Source organism: Microcoleus sp. Pol7_B2 (assembly GCF_036701035.1).
Taxonomy (GTDB): Bacteria; Cyanobacteriota; Cyanobacteriia; order Cyanobacteriales; family Microcoleaceae; genus Microcoleus.
In genome coordinates, this window is the sequence record NZ_JAUBQB010000082.1 from 14,785 (window position 1) to 31,185 (window position 16,401).

The 16,401-nt window shown below is 47.2% G+C and carries 15 protein-coding genes and 1 pseudogene; 12 read left to right on the forward strand and 4 right to left on the reverse strand.

Annotated elements, in window-relative coordinates:
- The first annotated feature begins 23 nt into the window (after window positions 1–23).
- The 5 genes from QUA57_RS23615 (at window position 24) to QUA57_RS23635 (ending at window position 4,167) form a co-directional block, all read left to right on the forward strand.
- On the forward strand, window positions 24–239 hold the full coding sequence (locus tag QUA57_RS23615) for a GNAT family N-acetyltransferase (RefSeq protein ID WP_333063956.1): 216 nt from the start codon (window positions 24–26) through the stop codon (window positions 237–239).
- Window positions 240–324: 85 nt separating this feature from the next.
- The gene (locus QUA57_RS23620; RefSeq protein ID WP_333063954.1) at window positions 325–1,440 is read left to right on the forward strand and encodes an SPFH domain-containing protein; all 1,116 of its coding nucleotides are present in this window, start codon (window positions 325–327) and stop codon (window positions 1,438–1,440) included.
- A gap of 248 nt (window positions 1,441–1,688) precedes the next feature.
- On the forward strand, window positions 1,689–2,006 hold the full coding sequence (locus QUA57_RS23625; RefSeq protein WP_333063952.1) for a YkvA family protein: 318 nt from the start codon (window positions 1,689–1,691) through the stop codon (window positions 2,004–2,006).
- 143 nt (window positions 2,007–2,149) lie between these two features.
- Complete coding sequence (gene lpxD, locus QUA57_RS23630) at window positions 2,150–3,190, forward strand: UDP-3-O-(3-hydroxymyristoyl)glucosamine N-acyltransferase (RefSeq protein ID WP_333063951.1); 1,041 nt, start codon at window positions 2,150–2,152, stop codon at window positions 3,188–3,190.
- 92 nt (window positions 3,191–3,282) lie between these two features.
- Entirely contained in the window at window positions 3,283–4,167 is an 885-nt protein-coding gene (locus QUA57_RS23635) for a CPBP family glutamic-type intramembrane protease (protein ID WP_333063949.1), read from the forward strand.
- Window positions 4,168–4,198: 31 nt separating this feature from the next.
- Here the strand turns inward: QUA57_RS23635 and cbiE are convergent, their stop codons facing one another.
- Entirely contained in the window at window positions 4,199–5,503 is a 1,305-nt protein-coding gene (gene cbiE, locus QUA57_RS23640) for a precorrin-6y C5,15-methyltransferase (decarboxylating) subunit CbiE (RefSeq protein WP_333063947.1), read from the reverse strand.
- Window positions 5,504–5,811: 308 nt separating this feature from the next.
- Window positions 5,812–6,552 carry a DUF1868 domain-containing protein gene (locus QUA57_RS23645; protein ID WP_333063966.1) on the reverse strand — a complete coding sequence of 247 codons (741 nt, stop codon included), beginning with the start codon at window positions 6,550–6,552 and terminating at the stop codon, window positions 5,812–5,814.
- A 176-nt stretch (window positions 6,553–6,728) separates the two neighbouring features.
- On the opposite strand from QUA57_RS23645, the gene holA reads away from it, so the two are divergent.
- The 3 genes and pseudogenes from holA to QUA57_RS23660 all read left to right on the forward strand — a co-directional run.
- On the forward strand, window positions 6,729–7,706 hold the full coding sequence (holA, locus tag QUA57_RS23650) for a DNA polymerase III subunit delta (protein WP_333063946.1): 978 nt from the start codon (window positions 6,729–6,731) through the stop codon (window positions 7,704–7,706).
- A gap of 229 nt (window positions 7,707–7,935) precedes the next feature.
- Complete coding sequence (locus QUA57_RS23655; RefSeq protein WP_333063945.1) at window positions 7,936–8,925, forward strand: hypothetical protein; 990 nt, start codon at window positions 7,936–7,938, stop codon at window positions 8,923–8,925.
- Window positions 8,926–9,712: 787 nt separating this feature from the next.
- Window positions 9,713–10,054 (forward strand): annotated as a pseudogene (locus QUA57_RS23660) (IS701-like element ISPlag1 family transposase); the annotation flags it as partial.
- 242 nt (window positions 10,055–10,296) lie between these two features.
- Here the strand turns inward: QUA57_RS23660 and QUA57_RS23665 are convergent.
- Window positions 10,297–10,881, reverse strand: a complete 585-nt coding sequence (locus tag QUA57_RS23665; RefSeq protein ID WP_333063943.1) for an endonuclease dU — start codon at window positions 10,879–10,881, stop codon at window positions 10,297–10,299.
- Window positions 10,882–10,979: 98 nt separating this feature from the next.
- Here QUA57_RS23665 and glpK point away from each other — a divergent pair, with 98 nt between their 5' ends.
- From glpK to QUA57_RS23685, 4 genes are all read left to right on the forward strand, one after another.
- Window positions 10,980–12,467: a glycerol kinase GlpK gene (glpK, locus tag QUA57_RS23670; protein ID WP_333063942.1), complete on the forward strand. Its 1,488-nt coding sequence runs from the start codon at window positions 10,980–10,982 to the stop codon at window positions 12,465–12,467.
- A gap of 76 nt (window positions 12,468–12,543) precedes the next feature.
- Complete coding sequence (locus QUA57_RS23675; protein ID WP_333063940.1) at window positions 12,544–12,915, forward strand: c-type cytochrome; 372 nt, start codon at window positions 12,544–12,546, stop codon at window positions 12,913–12,915.
- A gap of 282 nt (window positions 12,916–13,197) precedes the next feature.
- Window positions 13,198–13,647 (forward strand): DUF3122 domain-containing protein, encoded by a 450-nt coding sequence (locus tag QUA57_RS23680; RefSeq protein WP_333251376.1) that lies wholly within the window; start codon window positions 13,198–13,200, stop codon window positions 13,645–13,647.
- Between the two features lie 326 nt (window positions 13,648–13,973).
- Entirely contained in the window at window positions 13,974–14,189 is a 216-nt protein-coding gene (locus QUA57_RS23685) for a hypothetical protein (protein ID WP_006634939.1), read from the forward strand.
- Between the two features lie 170 nt (window positions 14,190–14,359).
- Here the strand turns inward: QUA57_RS23685 and QUA57_RS23690 are convergent, their stop codons facing one another.
- Window positions 14,360–16,321, reverse strand: coding sequence for a pentapeptide repeat-containing protein (locus QUA57_RS23690; protein ID WP_333063937.1), 1,962 nt, complete (start codon window positions 16,319–16,321; stop codon window positions 14,360–14,362).
- Between the last annotated feature and the right edge of the window lie 80 nt (window positions 16,322–16,401).

The window sequence follows — 16,401 nt, forward strand, 5'->3', positions numbered from 1 at the left end:
ACAAATAGATATAAGCCGGGGGCGTGAGTTCGGTAACTGAAGCAGCGTTTGCTATCTTAGAATACGGGTTTCAAACTCTAGAACTCGATCGCATTGTAGCGGTTTCTAAATCTGAAAATATTGCTTCCCGGTGGGTGATGGCAAAAGTGGGAATGCAGTACAAACAGAAGGTGGGTTGCTGGGGTGCAAACTCGATCCAGTCCGGCCTGAATCGGGGGGAGTCCAGAAGTATAGAATAGAGGTTGCGGAACCGGCACACCGCCCGATCGCTCGTCCCCAGCAATTTGTTACCCTAAAAATAGAATCTTCCCTCAACTCCCTCCCATGAACAACGCTTCTCCCCTAATTCAAACGATAACTCCAGAACGCTGGGCCGGGTTTAGTATGGACTTTATAGGGGCGGGTTACACGGGTGTGTTGGTCAAAAACGGCCGCGCCGTGCGTACCCTGAAATCCGGGCGACATTTCAGCTTCGCCCTTCCCCTGCTGGAACAGTCTCAAATTGTCCTCGTAGACACCAAACTCCGCAATTTGGAGGTGCAGTCGCACGGAGATTTTTTGTCTAAGGATCGATTTTTAATTGATGCCACTCTGACCGTTATTTATCAAGTTATAGATCCGAAACGGGTAGCTTTGGAATTGTCCGATCCTATAGGTGCTTTAGCAAGTGCAGTTAAGGATTGTATGGGATTAGCGATCGGGCAAATACCCCTACAACAGCTTATCAGTCAAGGACGGCTGTTGCTGCGCCAAAATTTGCTCGATCGCGTCCAAGATTTTTATACTCTTGGTTTTAACTTAGAAGACGTGCGAATTGGCGATGTCAGCTTTCCCGAAACCAACGGAGTTATTCGCCAAGTTGAGGGAATGAGTGCCCGACAGGAAGCAGAAAATGCCGCCGCCCTGCAAATGAGAATTGCCGAAGCAGGCCGTCCGATTGTTCCTCAATCTCCCGTACAGCAGTTAAACTTAATTTCAGGTAATTCTCCTGCGAGTCTTCCAGCTTCAGACACAGCAGCGGGGTTCGATCGCGATTTACAACAACTAACACAACAACTTGCTCAAAACAGCCTCCCTCCTGGGAGAAATCCTCCCCAACTTGCACCAACGGTACTCGCAAGCAGCGAGCGCAAAACAACCGCATATTTAATCTACAAACTTTCTGGAGAAGCGATCGCCCTCACAGCCAATCCTTTTACAATTGGACGCGAACCAACCAACACTCTAGTATTACAAGATCCGCAAAGTTCGCGCTATCACGCTCAAATCCGCCGCGCCACTGACGAACTTGGCAAACAGCGATATCAGCTTGTCGATAGCGGCAGTTCCAACGGCACTTTTGTGGGTGGGCAGAGGCTGGCTGCTAACGAGCCTTTTTGGCTACCAAATGGCTGCGAAATTGCGATCGGCGACCAAAAATGGATATTTCAAAATTCGTGAGTGAGAGATATGAATATTATTTAAAACAGCAGATAAACACATATTAATTCTATCGGCTTTCCTCTGTCAGGTTTCCGTAGGGGCGTTGCCAAGAGTCCCCGCCCTTTCAACACAGCTTGACAACTTCTCCCTCCCCCATTCCCTATACTCCCAGGTAGAAGTCTCTTGCCAACCCTAGGGGGGATATCTCCACAAGCATTTTGAGCGACAATTTGTCAAGATTGAAAATATAAGTAGAGGACAACTCCATGAACTTTTCTATACAATCTGTTTACAACTGGTACCGCGACACCCTCCGCAACCCCAAATACCGCTGGTGGATTATTCTGGGAACGCTGGCATATTTGGTAAGCCCGATCGACATTGCCCCAGACTTTCTCCCCGTCATCGGACAAATTGACGATGTGGCAATTGCTGTCTTGCTGATTTCCGAAGTGTCCCAAATGGCGATCGACTACTTTAAATCCCGCCAAACAGAGACAGCCTCAGCATCCGAAGCCACCGGTGCCCATTATTCTGAAGCCCAAGGCAGCACCGTTGACGTAGATGCAGTTTCTGTAAAATAATTGCCAAAAATAATCGAGCGCTACAACCCCGACTTCTTCAAGAAATCGGGGTTTTTGTTTTTTAAATGGCAACTGCTCAGATCGTGCTCCAAAGCTGGTAATTTTAACTATGATCCATCTGTGCTAACAACAAATTTTTATAGATGAAGTTTAGCGAAATAGTACAAAAACTTAACTTAGCTACCAGTCGCACCCTCACAGCGTCGGTTGCTACCGATCCGGAAATTACACGCGCGGCCCCTGTTGATGAAGCTCCATCAGGCACAATCAGTTATATAGAAGGTGCTAAATTTGCCGTTCATACAGCCACTACAAATGCTTCGGCTTTAATTTTACCGTTAGATGAAAGTCTTCAAGCTCAATGTGACGATCGCAATATTGCTTGGATTGCCGCACCCGATCCGCGATTGCTGTTTGCTCAAACGATCGCCATTTTCTATCAACCGTTTCGCCCAGCATCCGAAATTCATCCCTCAGCCGTCGTTCACCCCTCAGCAGAAATTGGTGAAAATGTCTATATCGGCCCCAACGTCGTTATTCAAGCAAAAGTCAAAATTGGCAGCAACGTTTGCATTCATCCAAATGTCGTAATTTACCCAGATGCGGAAATAGGCGAAGGCACTGTTTTACACGCTAATTGTGTCATTCACGAACGTACTCGCATCGGGGCAAATTGCGTGATTCACAGCGGTGCGGCTATTGGTTCCGAAGGTTTTGGGTTCGTGCCGACAGCCACAGGATGGGTGAAAATGGAGCAGTCTGGCTGCACGGTATTAGAAGAGGGCGTTGAGGTTGGCTGCAACAGCACGATCGACAGGCCCGCTGTCGGAGAAACCCGCATCGGCCAAAATACAAAAATCGACAATTTAGTACAGGTAGGTCATGGCTGTCAAGTAGGAAAAAATTGCGCCTTTGCTGCTCACGTTGGCATGGCTGGCGGGGTGAAAATTGGCAACAATGTAATTTTGGCAGGTCAAGTGGGAATTGCTAATCAAGCCCAAATCGGAGATGGGGCGATCGCCACTGCTAAAGCCGGAATTCACAACGACGTGCCCGCAGGTGCGATCGTGACGGGCGTTCCAGCAATTCCCCACAAACTATTTCTCAAAGCCGCAGCCGTATACAACCGTTTGCCGGAAATGTACCAGTCTTTGAGGCAAATTCAGCGCAAGCTCGATCGGTAGTCATTAGTTATTAATCATTCGTCATTAGTTAACCATTAACAGTCAACAGCAAACAGCCAACAGTCAACAGTATTATAGTTGCAACCCCTTAAATGTGGAATAGCATAAACAACCTGCGACTGCTGTCGCCGTCACTACCAGCAATTGTCAAAATAATCTTGTTTTTCTCGACTTGGATTGTTGTGTGGCTTCCCGCAGCGATTGTGCTGGCGATCGCCCTCAAATGGCATCCGCCCCAACCCCTGGGAAACAAAAAACTACCTTTACTCGCTTCCCTCTACGTGATTGTCCCCTTCATTTTATGGGGGACAAGTTGGATCGAAAACACATCTTTTGCCAACTGGGGTTGGGCTTGGCAACCCGCAGTTTTGATGTCATTACTGCGGGGATTAGGATTAGGAATAATTAGCTTAGTAATTTTATTCGGTCTGCAATTAAGCGCAGGCTGGATCGAGTTACAAATCGGGGAAATATCCACCGAAACAGGCAAAAAAAAAATTAATCCTTGGGCTTTAATTTTTAACCCTGCTAGTCTGCTGACTCTGTTATTAGGAGTGTGGATTAGCGCCACAGAAGAGTTAATCTTTCGCGGCTGCTTGCAAACAATCCTCCAGGAAGATTACTCAGTGCTAATTGCAGCAGCGATCGCCAGTTTCATTTTCGCGATCGCCCACCTAATTTGGGCCGCCAAAGAAACTCTACCGCAACTGCCAGGATTGTGGCTGATGGGGATGGTTTTAACATTAGCCCGCATCGCCGACAATGGCAGTTTAGGATTGGCGATCGGCATTCACGCAGCTTGGATTTGGGGTATAACTACCGTAGATACAGAAGGCGCAATTAAACCTACTTCTACCGTACCAGAATGGATTACAGGAATCGCCGCCAAACCGCTAGCAGGTGCAGCCGGCATTTTATTGCTACTAGCAACCGCAACCTTACTCTTCCTAACTCAAATTAGCGTTAATCTGCGCTAATTTGCGTTAATCTGCGGTAAAAATTCCGACATTAATTCAAGTGTCGATCGATCGTCACAATCGAAACAGGCCGCAACGCATCAAAACGAGTTGAATTTCCCCCAGCAACAGAACGCGACAATTGCACTTGCACGATTCGGTAACTCCAGTGCGGTTCCCGGCGCACCCGATCGCCCATCCAGCTCAAAACAGTAGCAATATCCTCAAAAGCATCCAACGCAAGCACGATCGAGCCTCCAGGGAGCAGCCGCAGCGCGCAAACGCCCAAAATTTTAGTCAACCCTCCGCCACTGCCGCCAATAAAAATCCGGTGCGGAGGACGCAAGCGGTGCAAGATTTCCGGGGCGGTTCCGTTAATCGAAAACACATTTTGCAGCCCAAAACGGCCGTAGTTGAACTCGATCGCAGAAGTACCAGAAACCGTTTTTTCGATCGCGTAAACCTCAGACTGCGGGAATAAACGAGCAATTTCGATCGACACAGAACCGTTACCAGCACCCACATCCCAGACAACTTGTCCCGGTTGCAAAGCCAATTGTGCCAACACCAACACCCGCACTTCCCGTTCCACCGTCAAACCAGGCTTGTCGCCACAACCGATAAAAGCTGCATCCGGTATTCCCAACAAAGGCAACTTTTCCAAATCCAAAGGTTCTGCCCTAGGCGGGGACTCCCGCAGCATCACAACCACGCTCAGCGGTGCAAAAGACTCTCCCAGCAAAGCTGACAGAGAACGGAGGCCCACGCGCTCCTGGGCAGAACCCAAATTTTCGCAAACCCAAAATTCGTAGCGTGTAGGCAAATCTAGAGCTTTGACCAAATTTGCCACGGCCGCCGGAGTATGAGTTTCGTCGGCGAGCACCGCAATTTTCTCGACACCGAGTTTGAGTTTTGCCGTCAGTTCCTCAAAATAACGTCCTTGAGAGCCAACAAAATGAGCGTCTTGCCAAGGGATTTGCAAGCGGTTAAAAGCCAACTGCACAGAACTGACGTGGGGGTGAAAAGTCAATTCTTCTGCCGGCAATTGGGCAATTAACAACTTTCCCCAGCCGTAGAACAGCGGGTCACCGGCCACTAAAATTACGATCGGTCGATCGCGGGGTTCCACCGTCCCCGCAGAAGGCTCTAATTCGGGTTCACTCGCCCACCAGCGCCGAATTTCCAGAATTGCTTCGGTCAAATCTTCCAACGCCCAGCGCTCTCCGTCGTGCTGGGGAAAATAGCTCAAATGGCGCTCGCTCCCTATTAGCAGAGCGGCCATTTCTACAACCTGCCGCGCCGATTCGCTCAGCCCAGCAGATCCATCTAAACCGATACCAACAACGTGTACTGTCACTTTTTAAGCAAAAAGTAAAAAACCAGAATTACTGATTTTTCCTGGTTTTTCATAAATTTTTTCCTTGACTTTACTGTCAAACAAAAATAATTAAAGCATTTAATAGCCAATATCCTGACTATTGTCACAAGCGAGAGGGGGAGAGGGGGAGAGGGGGCGAGAGAGTGGGAGAGTGGGAGAGTGGGAGATGGGGAGAGTGGGAGATGGGAAAAAATCTTCCTTCTTCCTTCTTCCTTCTTCCTTCTTCCTTCTTCCCTCTTCCCTCTTCCTTCTTCCTTCTTCCTTCTTCCCTCTTCCTTCTTCCTTCGTTAAAACTCAAAAACCGGCCATTCCGGTTGCCGGAGGTAGGTGGCCATGTCCTCAAACTTCCGCAGTTCCACTCGGTTTACGGACAGTTCTTGCGGCGTGTCCAGCCATTGCTCGTTTAACTCTGACAGCAAAGCGCACAAGCGATCGCGGTCAAGGTTCGGCCCGACATCCCCAAAATAAGCCAGAGTAATGTGGGCCGTAAAATGATATTGCTGTTCGATTCCCAAAGCCATTAAATCGGGATTTTGATAGATCGAGCGGCGAAACTCCAGAATTTGCTTGTAAGAGTTTTCGTCCGTCGGTGCCAAACAAACACCCACAGCTCTAGTCATCACCATCAACCCCAGCACTATCCAGCGAATGGGAGCGCCGCCCGCCAAGGGTTTGCAGGCGGCAAAACGATCGGCCATGCGCGAGCGCAGTTGCTCCTCAAATTCTGGATTTTTATCAGAGGCATCTCGAAAAGCGCTGTTCCAAATCAAATCGGCTACGGTTAAATGGAAGCTATCAGGAGGCAGTGCCACGAGCGCACCCTCCGCTATTTCCTGCAATAGCCGTTGTTGGCTCGAGTGCAAATTACTATAAAATGCAGCATTTTCTGCATCTTCCCCCGCAGGGGGCGTAATCACGGAATAACCTGGAAAAGGTACAGGATCTCTCCTGCCTGCTTCGTCGGGCTTAAATTTTGGAGATTCCTGAATGTGTTCCACCTGGGACTTGTAGGAGTCCAGCAGCGTCATTCGCGCCACCCGATTTACGTAAGCTTGATAAGTATCATCCAATCTTGATTTCCTCGCGGTGACAAACTCCCACACCAAATTTTATATTATGGTGCGGGCATCCAACAGTCCAATTCAGGATATGTTGGACTTGCAGAACCTGCAACTCTGATTTTTTGGGCTACTGAGCGTTTTTCATGCAAATTTACCTGTTTTGGGGGGAAGACGACTTTGCGATCGCGCAGGCTGTGACAAGTTTGCGGCAAACAGTCCTCGACCCCAACTGGGCTAGTTTTAACTATGACAAGATTATTGCCGATCGAGCCGACGCTGTGGTCGAAGGGCTCGATCGAGCCTTAACGCCGCCCTTCGGTACCGGCAGCCGTTTTGTCTGGCTGGCAAATACGACTGTAACGCAGCAGTGTTCTCCAGAACTGTTGGCCCAATTTGAACGGACGCTGCCAGTGATTCCCCCTACCACCGTGCTGCTGCTGACATCCGTCAAAAAACCCGACAGTCGGCTCAAGTCTACCAAGTTAATTTCCCAGTCCGCCCAAGTGCGGGAATTTTCACCGATTCCGCCTTGGAATGACAAAGAATTAGCCCAGCGGGTGCGTCAAGTCGCGGGCGAAATGAATGTAAAATTGACAGCCACAGCGATCGAACTTTTGGCCCAATCCATTGGCAGCGATACCCGCCAGCTATACAGCGAACTCGAAAAATTGCTGCTGTTTGCGGGCAACCGCAGCCAACCTCTGAACCCGGAGGAAGTTGCAGCACTGGTGCACTGTCACGCCCAGAATACCTTCGAGCTAGCCGATGCGATTCGCGAGGGCAATACCTCCGCGGCTTTAGATTTATTGGCCGGCTTAACTGGCCGCAGCGAGCCTGGTTTAAGGATTGTGGCTGGCTTGACTGGTAAATTTCGGATTTGGCTGTGGGTAAAGGCGATGATCCAAGCGGGCGATCGCGATGATAAAATTGCTCAAGCTCTAGATCTCGGCAATCCGAAACGGGTATACTATTTTCGTCAAGAAGTCAAGAACGCCAGCCTAGAAAAACTGCAAAAAAGTTTGCCTTTGCTGCTAGAGTTAGAAGCTTCTTTAAAGCGGGGGCGAGAAGAAATCTCAACCCTGCAAACCAAAGTTATAGAACTTTCTAGCTTGTTCCGCTGATGCGCGACAGGGCACAGGATCGGCCCCTTACTGTAAATTTTTACAACAAATTTCGATAGCGGGTATGTGCTTTATACCGGCTCACGGGCCAAAAGGTCAATAGATACTAGAAATACTCTCAGAATGGCAAAGTAGAAGTTAATGTGGTAAATAAATATTGTCCGCCGAATGCCGATCGGTTAATATTATTTGCCGGCTCTCCACCCCCCCCAAAAAAAGAGCGCTACCCATGACACAACAGAACCCGCGGGAACTGCTCAAGCAAGGCGATCCAAAAGCGATCGCATCTAGCATCAACCGTACACTCAAACCCAAAGGCATCAACGCCGATGTGACGCGGGACAACGGCTGCCTCCACATAATTCTGGAGGCAGACAAAGTACCGGATCAAATGGTATTGGTCGATTTCATCCGCACCGGCATGACGAAGCTGGGACTCGAATCAATTCACACTGTAAAGGTTTACGGGCGTCGAACAGGTGAGGGATCGCCTACGTGGGAAGATGAAATTGATCTGATGCCTGCGGATTCAATGCCTTACCCCTTGGATAGTGGAATGCCTGACGACTCTGTAGGTTTAGATGATGTCGAGCCCGAAGGCGAAGACTATTATCAAGAAGGAGAATTCGATCGAGATGACGACGAGGAAGACGAAGACGAAGACGAAGATCAAGCCCCGCCTCCGAAAAAACAATTTCCCAAATGGGTAATACCTGTGGGTATCTTAGTACCTCTGGCGGCGATCGCAGGGCTTTTCTTTACTAAAACTTTCCCCTTCGGCGACTCGAACCCAGAACCCATCGCCCCCGAAGCTGCTTCCCCTTCCCCGAAACCCGCATCTCCCGCGTCTAAAGCCGCTGCATCCTCTCCAGCCGCATCTCCGGGCACCCCACAGGCAGCCTCCCCTGCACCAAAACCCGCTCCCACTGCTGCTGCGCCAGCAAGCCCAGCTCCAGCCTCTCCTGCACCAAAAGCCGCCGCGCCTAAGCCTGACTCTTGGAGAGAAGCCGTTAACACAGCTCAGAAAGCAGCAATTTCGGCCCAGAAGGCTCAGTCTCAAAATGAGTGGATCGCAGTAGCAAGCGAGTGGCAGCAAGCGGTTAAGCTCATGAGAGCCGTACCGTCAACCAGCCCGAACTATCAAAAGGCTCAGCAAAAAGCGGCAGAGTATCAGGCTAATCTGATTGTTGCCAACCGCAGGGCGGCAGCAACGCCTTAAGAGTTTTGAGTTTTGAGTTTTGAGTTGAATACTCGATGTGCTAAAAGTCAAAAGTCAAAAGCCAAAAGTAAAAACAAGTTTTTTTACTTTTGGCTTTCTTACTTTTGGCTTTTTTCAATTTTATTTAAATTTCATTTAACTTTACCTATTGCTTTAACTCCAAAAGCTGTAATTCTTTTTCATTCAATCCTTTTTAAACCCATTCTAGTTTCATGTTTATCTCAAATCCCGTAGCATCGTCGGCCGTACAATCCAGTCAACAATCACGCTGCAGCCGGAATTGATATAACTCATCTGCGTTAATCTGTGTTGATCTGCCAGTATCTGCGGTAAAAAAAAGATAATTTCAGCAAGCGCAGATAACAATGAATTGACGCTGATTCACGCAGAGGTCGAGAATAGAGAGCTGAATGATACCGAGGCTAACAGATTTGATATGACACCAGTATTTAAGCCGATCTTTTGCTAGCTTTGGGGTAGTCTACTCTAACAAGCCAGCTACTTTTCGGTTACTAAAACGTCTTGATACTTTTAATGTAGCTTTCAGCCGAGAGCCTAATGCTGGTGTAATATTTGATAGTGGAGGGATATTTGATAGTTCTCTTAAGTCAATAGTTCGGACAGTTTTTATATAGCCCAATGGCTTATTCTCGCTTGACTTTGAGTCACTGTGGATAATTAAATCAATGTCAGCTCCACCCCTGATGCGGCATTTAATTCGACTTTATTTATGATCCTTGCCCCGCGTAAGCTTGTAGTCTCGTTCCCCAAACTGTCGTGAGTATTGAAATTCAAGAAAGTGAAATTATTCGGAGTAATTGTTTCCACCAACAAGACGGGATATGTCGCGACTAAGGACTTAACTCAGTCAGACACAAATGACGTACAAAAAGTGTGTGCTATTCGTTGGAAAATTGTAGAAGGCAACCGAGAAATCAAGCAATTAACAGGAATATAGTCTTGTCAGTGTCGGAAAGCTCGGATTCAAAGAAATCATATTGCTTGCGCTTTACTTGTATGGGTAAGGCTTAAAAGTTTAGCTGCTCGGACAGGTCGAACCATATATAAAATCAAAAATGGGCTGTTATCCAATTATTTAAGTGAACAACTGAAACGCCCCAGATTCCGATGTTTATTGTCTAAAAAATATGACAATAAACTGAGAGAAGTTTTGATTCAAAAAGCTGACACCCGAGCTCGGACGGTTGGTTGATGAGTGCCCTCCCTCGGTACGGCACTCATCAACTAACCAAGGGCAAAGTTTGGAACTTTTGGAGAGGCTATCGAAGCATTTGGACAGTTGCGTAAATCCTGCCCAGAAGAAAATTTAGTCTTTGTGGAACGGGCATCTTGCCCGTTCTTAAAAATAATTCAAGCAGAACTGCCACTAACTCCATTAATTACCGCCGCACCAATCAAATGAGCCAAACGCAAAGCTTCAGGAACTTTACCAGTGTCTGTCAAACGCTGGAGCACCAGCGCAATTACTTCTGGTTTTTCACCGCAAACTTGAAAAAAGAAAGGTTCAAAAACGTGAATTTTCCCGGCGCGACGCAACAATTCTAAGCGGTATTCCGAGTCGGGTAAATGGCGGAGGGCTTTTTCAACAGCATCTAAATCTGGTTGGCGGCGCATGACAGCAACGCAAGGAATTTGCAGGCGCGATTCTAACTCCGGAAGGTCAATAATATTGAAGCCGCCGAAAGCAATTCCGTCTAGCAAAACGAGATGCAATTGCGGCAGAAATTTGCCTCCGAGAAGTAGACCAGAAATAGCATCCGTGGCATCTAATCCGTCTGGGAGGACTTGTCCCCACACCATTCCTTCAAATCGAGTTCCGCCGCAGACTATGCCCGCCATCGACACCAGACTGCCGCTTGTACGAGAAAACGGAGCGTCGTCAAAGCCAATAACCTTAATTGTGCGATCGAGCCTGAGCAAATCTGCCAGTTTCAACTTGTGGAGTTCCCTAAACTAAAGTTTTTGAGATTAGCTTGTGTTTTACATAGTATCATATACGTTAAATAGCTCATTACTAAAAAGGTTTTAGACAATTGGCAAAAAAATACGTAGCAGCGATCGACCAAGGAACCACCAGCACCAGATTTATCATATTCGATCGCCGGGGACAGATAATTTGCAGCAACCAACAAGAACACCAGCAAATCTATCCGCAACCAGGATGGGTGGAACACAATCCCGATGAAATTTGGCAGCGAACCCAAAGCGTGATTAAAAATGCCCTTGAAATCGGCAATATCGACCCTAAAGATATTGCAGCCCTCGGTATTACCAACCAGCGTGAAACTACAATTGTTTGGAACAGAAAAACTGGCAAACCTTACGGGAATGCGATTGTTTGGCAAGATACTCGCACTCACCACATTTGCGAAAAATTAGCTGAAGTTGAGGGCAAAAATCGATTTCAAAAACGATGCGGTTTGCCGCTGGCTACTTATTTCAGCGGGCCGAAAATTAAGTGGATGTTGGACAATATTTCAGGCTTGCGGGAAGCTGCAATTAAAGGCGATGCGATTTTTGGCAATGTCGATACTTTCCTAATTTGGCACCTGACTGGCGGGGCACACATTACCGATGTTACCAACGCCAGCCGCACGATGCTGATGGATTTGCAAACTCTCGATTGGGATGCCGAAACTTTGGAAATAATGGCAATTCCCCGCCAGATGCTGCCAGAAATTCGCCCTTCAAGTCAAGTTTTTGGAACTGCAAAAGAATTGCTTGCAGGTGTTCCGATTGCTGCTGCTTTAGGCGATCAGCAGGCCGCCCTCGTCGGGCAAACTTGTTTCAGTCTGGGGGAGGCGAAAAATACTTACGGTACGGGCTGTTTTATGCTGCTGAATACCGGTGAGGCGATCGTCCCTTCAAAGCAAGGATTACTAACAACAGTCGCCTACAAGATGGGGGAATCGCCCGCTGTGTATGCTTTGGAAGGCAGTATTGCGATCGCCGGAGCTCTAGTGCAGTGGCTGCGTGACAATTTGGGCATCATCAACACATCTGCAGACGTAGAAACATTAGCAAATACAGTCGAAGATAGTGGGGGAGTTTACGTTGTCCCGGCATTTTCGGGACTCTACGCACCCTATTGGAAAGACAGCGCGCGGGGAGTAATTGCAGGTTTAACTCGCTACGTGACTAAGGCACACATTGCCCGCGCAGTATTGGAAGCGACAGCGTGGCAAACGCGGGAAATATTGGACGCTATGAATCAGGATTCAGCAGTGCAGCTTTTGTCTTTAAAAGTAGACGGAGGAATGGTGGTAAATCACACGCTGATGCAGTTTCAAAGCGATGTTTTGGGAGTGCCTGTGGTGCGGCCTGTGGTAGCAGAAACTACTGCACTCGGTGCGGCTTATGCGGCTGGTTTGGCGGTGGGTTTTTGGAGTCAGCTAGCCGAATTGCGGGACAATTGGGCGGTGGATTGTATTTGGGAGCCGAAAATGCCGATCGCACTTCGCGAGCAAAAATATCGCTTTTGGAAAAAAGCAGTTTCCCGCACATTCGATTGGGAAGAATAAATCGCTGAGTTAACCCCAAAATGCGTATTTAGTGATATCATTAAATCAGCACTATTTTTCAACTTGCAAATACAAAATGATTTCGCTAAAGAACTTAAAAAAAATTCTCACCGCCTTTGTATTGATACTGACACTGGCATTTGTAGAAATCGCCACTAATTCCCAAATCGCCCTCGCAGATACAACTACAAATCCCACAACGGCAGCCGAAGTCTTCAGCGCCAACTGTGCAGGCTGTCACATCAACGGCAGCAACATTATCAGGCGCGGCAAAAACTTGAAACAAAAAGCCTTAAAAAAATACGGTATGGATTCCATCGCCAACATTTCCAACTTAGTAACCAACGGCAAAGGTATTATGCCCGCTTACAAAGATCGTTTGTCGGAACAACAAATTATCGATGTTTCAGCTTACGTGCTATCCCAAGCTGAAACTGATTGGAAATAAACCAGACTATCTACATTGTAAGATCAGGTTGAGCGCCTAACTTCAGGAAACCAAGCCGAGGTATAATGTAGGGGCAGGTTTAGCGCCTAACTTGGTCACAGATGAATAATCTTTATACAAAACCTGCCTGCTTCTTGTCTTCTATTATTCATCCCTTAATAATCTCACTACAAACCTGTGCTTTTTTCTGTTTTTTGCTAAAAAAATGTAAATTATTGGAGGTATTGGAAGTTGAAAAAATCTTATTGTTGGCGTCGCATTTTAACTATTATTAGCTTGTGCTTGTATATAATCTTAGCGGTTAGCCCGCCCGCTTTCGCCTCGATTCACAAATATCCAGAAACTGCAGAGACAGTAATGTTCCGATCCGTACAAAGCCTGCGTGATACAGATGACAAAGCATGGCAAGTTGTTTTGTACAAGCGAGTCAAGTCGGGAGTAGTAAAGTCTTTAAATCTGAGATTAGTAGGATTTCCAGGAACAGAAATGCAGCACCCTGTTCCGCTGAAAGTTGCTGCGGGCAAGCGCGAAATTGGCAATGCTAATGATATTTGGAAAGAGTCGGGTTTGCCAATTAATGTCGGAGAATACGATTTCAAATCAATAATTACACAATTAGAAAGTAATCGACCTTTGCTGTTGAATTTGCCCGTGAAAAATCAAAAAGAAACAGAATTGCTGGTTCCTCCCTTTGCTGTCAGAGAATGGCGGCTGTTGCTAGACAGAAACTAAATATACCAATTTAAGCGCACTCTACATTTAAAATCCTTACAATTTTCAATGTCACAAATCGCTATGTTTAAATTATGTCTTAAGGTAGATTTAACGTGTTTGAAGGATAATGTGGTCTGACCAAAACTAAATATACCAATTGAATTTAATCGCACTCTACAGTTAAAATTGATACAACTTCCCCTGTCACCAATCGGTATGTTTAAATATGCCTTAAGGCAGATTTAACGTATTTGGAGGGTAATCAGGAAACAAACAAAAAGCTGAGTTAGTCGGGTGACACAAATCGAGTGTTTTAACGTGCGCGTCTTCAGGGTGAATCTAATATGACTTTAATCAGTAAAATTGTCCGAAAAGCTTTGGCAACAGGTTACTTAACGGTTGAGGCCGAAGAACTGTTGCGACAGCAGTTGCAGATGACTAAGTACGGTTTAGAAGATTTTGAGGCTTTTATTACTTTGCAAAAAGAGGTGATGGAAGGGAGGGTGAAACAGCAAGCTTTGGAATTGTTACGATCGCGCAAATGTTCTGCAACGGCTTAAATCCACTCCGATCGACCTTTTGGATAAAATAAGGTCGATCGACCTTCGTATGTCGATCGGTCTTTCGGGCGCCGGCTAGGAGGGCCCACCCCACAAGAAAATTCACTCTTTGTGGAACAGGCCCGAAAGCCTGTTCATAAAAATGATACGCCCAGCCTGGAAAAAGGTTTCTACTGCATTCCTAGCTGTCGCCTTAACGCTTCTGGAACATCAACGGCTGTATCCAAACCTCGAACATTCTCCCACTTTGTATTTTCGTTCCATTTGACATCGCCAAAAGTGCGATCGCTGATGTATGCGCCGCTGAGGTTTGCGCCACTGAGGTTTGCGCCACTGATGTTTACGCCACCGAGGTCTGCGTAGCTGAGGTCTGCGTGACTGAGGTCTGCGCCGATGAGGTTTGCGCCGCTGAGGTTTACGCTGTTGAGGTCTGCGCGGCTGAGGTCTGCGCGGCTGAGGTCTGTGTCGCTGATGTCTGCGCCGATGAGGTATGCGCGGCTGAGGTTTGCGCCGCTGAGGTCTGCGCCGCTGAGGTTTGCACTGCTGAGGTCTGCGCCGCTGAGGTTTGCACTGCTGAGGTTTGCGCCATAAAGGTCTGCGCCGCTGAGGTGTGCACTGCTGAGGTCTGCGCCGCTGAGGTCTGCCTCAATGAGATATGTACCACTGAGGTGTGCGCCCCTAAGGTTTGCGTCAATGAGGTCTGCGTTGCTGAATTCTGCGCCGTTGAGGTTTGCGCCACTAAGGTTTGCGCCATAGAGGTCTGCGCCACAGAGCTCTGTGCCACCTAAGTTTGCGCCACTGAGGTTTGCGCCGCTGAGAAATAGCCCAACAATTTGCAGAAACCCCCAATTCCCAACACAATAGCTATAGCTGATGAGACGCAATAACCGATTGCTATCGTCAAGCTTGCCTTCATCATTAGGCTTCCCGCAAGGATAAAACACTATTTTGTCTTTCAATTCATCTATTTGCTGCCCGTAACGGTGCAACTCCAACAGCAAAATCATCACATTCAAACCAGTATAAACATCTATTTGTCGCTGTCCCAATTTTTGGGTTTTCAATTGATCTCGCAGTAGGCGCATCTTCTTCTGAGGAAAATTTTCCGGCGGCGCATCAATAAATTCCCCCTCGCACCACCGCAGATAAAAATTTTCCAAACGCTGGAATAACTCCACAGGGCGAAACAGATTTTCCTCGCCTGGAGCAGCCGGAGTTGTTAACAACCCCATCAAATATTCCACAATTTCTTCTGTCAGCGGCCCATAACCCAACAAATCATAAATTTCCCAGTCCATATCAGAGTCTTTAGTATTAAATCCTCTACCTCTTCTTGCTGGTTCTGTCCACTCTTCCAGACTTTCTTTCAATCGTTCCGCACACAGAAATTCACCAAAACTCTTGTGTACAAACTCTACAGAACCTTCTTTGCTGCCTTGCTGAAAATAAAAAACCGCCAAAGCATTTCTTAGAGGATTGTCGCCGATCCGTTTTTGTGCCTCTTCAAGTAATGCTTTAACCGAGTTGTCTTCTCTCAATCGTTCCTCAATCATCGCTACAGGAGCCCATTCTCCTCCAGACTGCACCACGCACAACGCTGCTTCTGTCAGGATGCGCCGCAAATCCTCTGTTTCCAGTCCTGTCAAATCTTGATTGAGCCTCTTCTTGAAGTTGTCAGACCGCTGTTTTGTGAGTACCCAATTCACAGCTTGGTTGTAAATCAAAATTTTTGCTTGAGTGCTGTTAGTTCCTTGAAAATCCTCAACTTTCAAGATTTTGTCCCGGTGCATCGCCGCTAACAGATAAAGCAAGAGCGGCTCTCGCGACAGTTCTGATTTTACATTCTCTGGACAGCATTCATCTTGCAAAAAATGCTTAAAAGCAGAGGTTTTTTCCGCCCCAAATTGGACTTCCCACTTGCTCAACCACTGTTGCTGTAGTCCGTAACCCATTATCTGAACTTCGACTCGATCCAAGTTATCTGGCAGTTGCCTTTCAATTCCTTGCAAAGCTAAAGTTCTGCCAGTAATCAAAATCCGGTGTCTCATTTCTGAATTCTTATCGCAATCCTGCTGAAATTGCCCTACTTGCTTGAGAAAGTCCTCTAAACCGCCGCTTTTTCTCCCTTCCATCAGCCAATACGGTTCAGTTAAGAGCTATGCAGTGCTTAAAACAATAAATACAGGAGGATTCATTATTATTCCAGTACCTC

Coding starts and splice junctions, on each gene's coding strand:
- QUA57_RS23685 (WP_006634939.1), top strand. CDS start 13,974: ATGACTTTAATCAGTAAAATTGTCCGAAAAGCTTTGGCAACAGGTTAC.
- holA (WP_333063946.1), top strand. CDS start 6,729: ATGCAAATTTACCTGTTTTGGGGGGAAGACGACTTTGCGATCGCGCAG.
- QUA57_RS23690 (WP_333063937.1), bottom strand. CDS start 16,321: ATGGAAGGGAGAAAAAGCGGCGGTTTAGAGGACTTTCTCAAGCAAGTA.
- QUA57_RS23625 (WP_333063952.1), top strand. CDS start 1,689: ATGAACTTTTCTATACAATCTGTTTACAACTGGTACCGCGACACCCTC.
- QUA57_RS23620 (WP_333063954.1), top strand. CDS start 325: ATGAACAACGCTTCTCCCCTAATTCAAACGATAACTCCAGAACGCTGG.
- QUA57_RS23635 (WP_333063949.1), top strand. CDS start 3,283: ATGTGGAATAGCATAAACAACCTGCGACTGCTGTCGCCGTCACTACCA.
- QUA57_RS23645 (WP_333063966.1), bottom strand. CDS start 6,552: ATGACGCTGCTGGACTCCTACAAGTCCCAGGTGGAACACATTCAGGAA.
- lpxD (WP_333063951.1), top strand. CDS start 2,150: ATGAAGTTTAGCGAAATAGTACAAAAACTTAACTTAGCTACCAGTCGC.
- QUA57_RS23655 (WP_333063945.1), top strand. CDS start 7,936: ATGACACAACAGAACCCGCGGGAACTGCTCAAGCAAGGCGATCCAAAA.
- QUA57_RS23675 (WP_333063940.1), top strand. CDS start 12,544: ATGATTTCGCTAAAGAACTTAAAAAAAATTCTCACCGCCTTTGTATTG.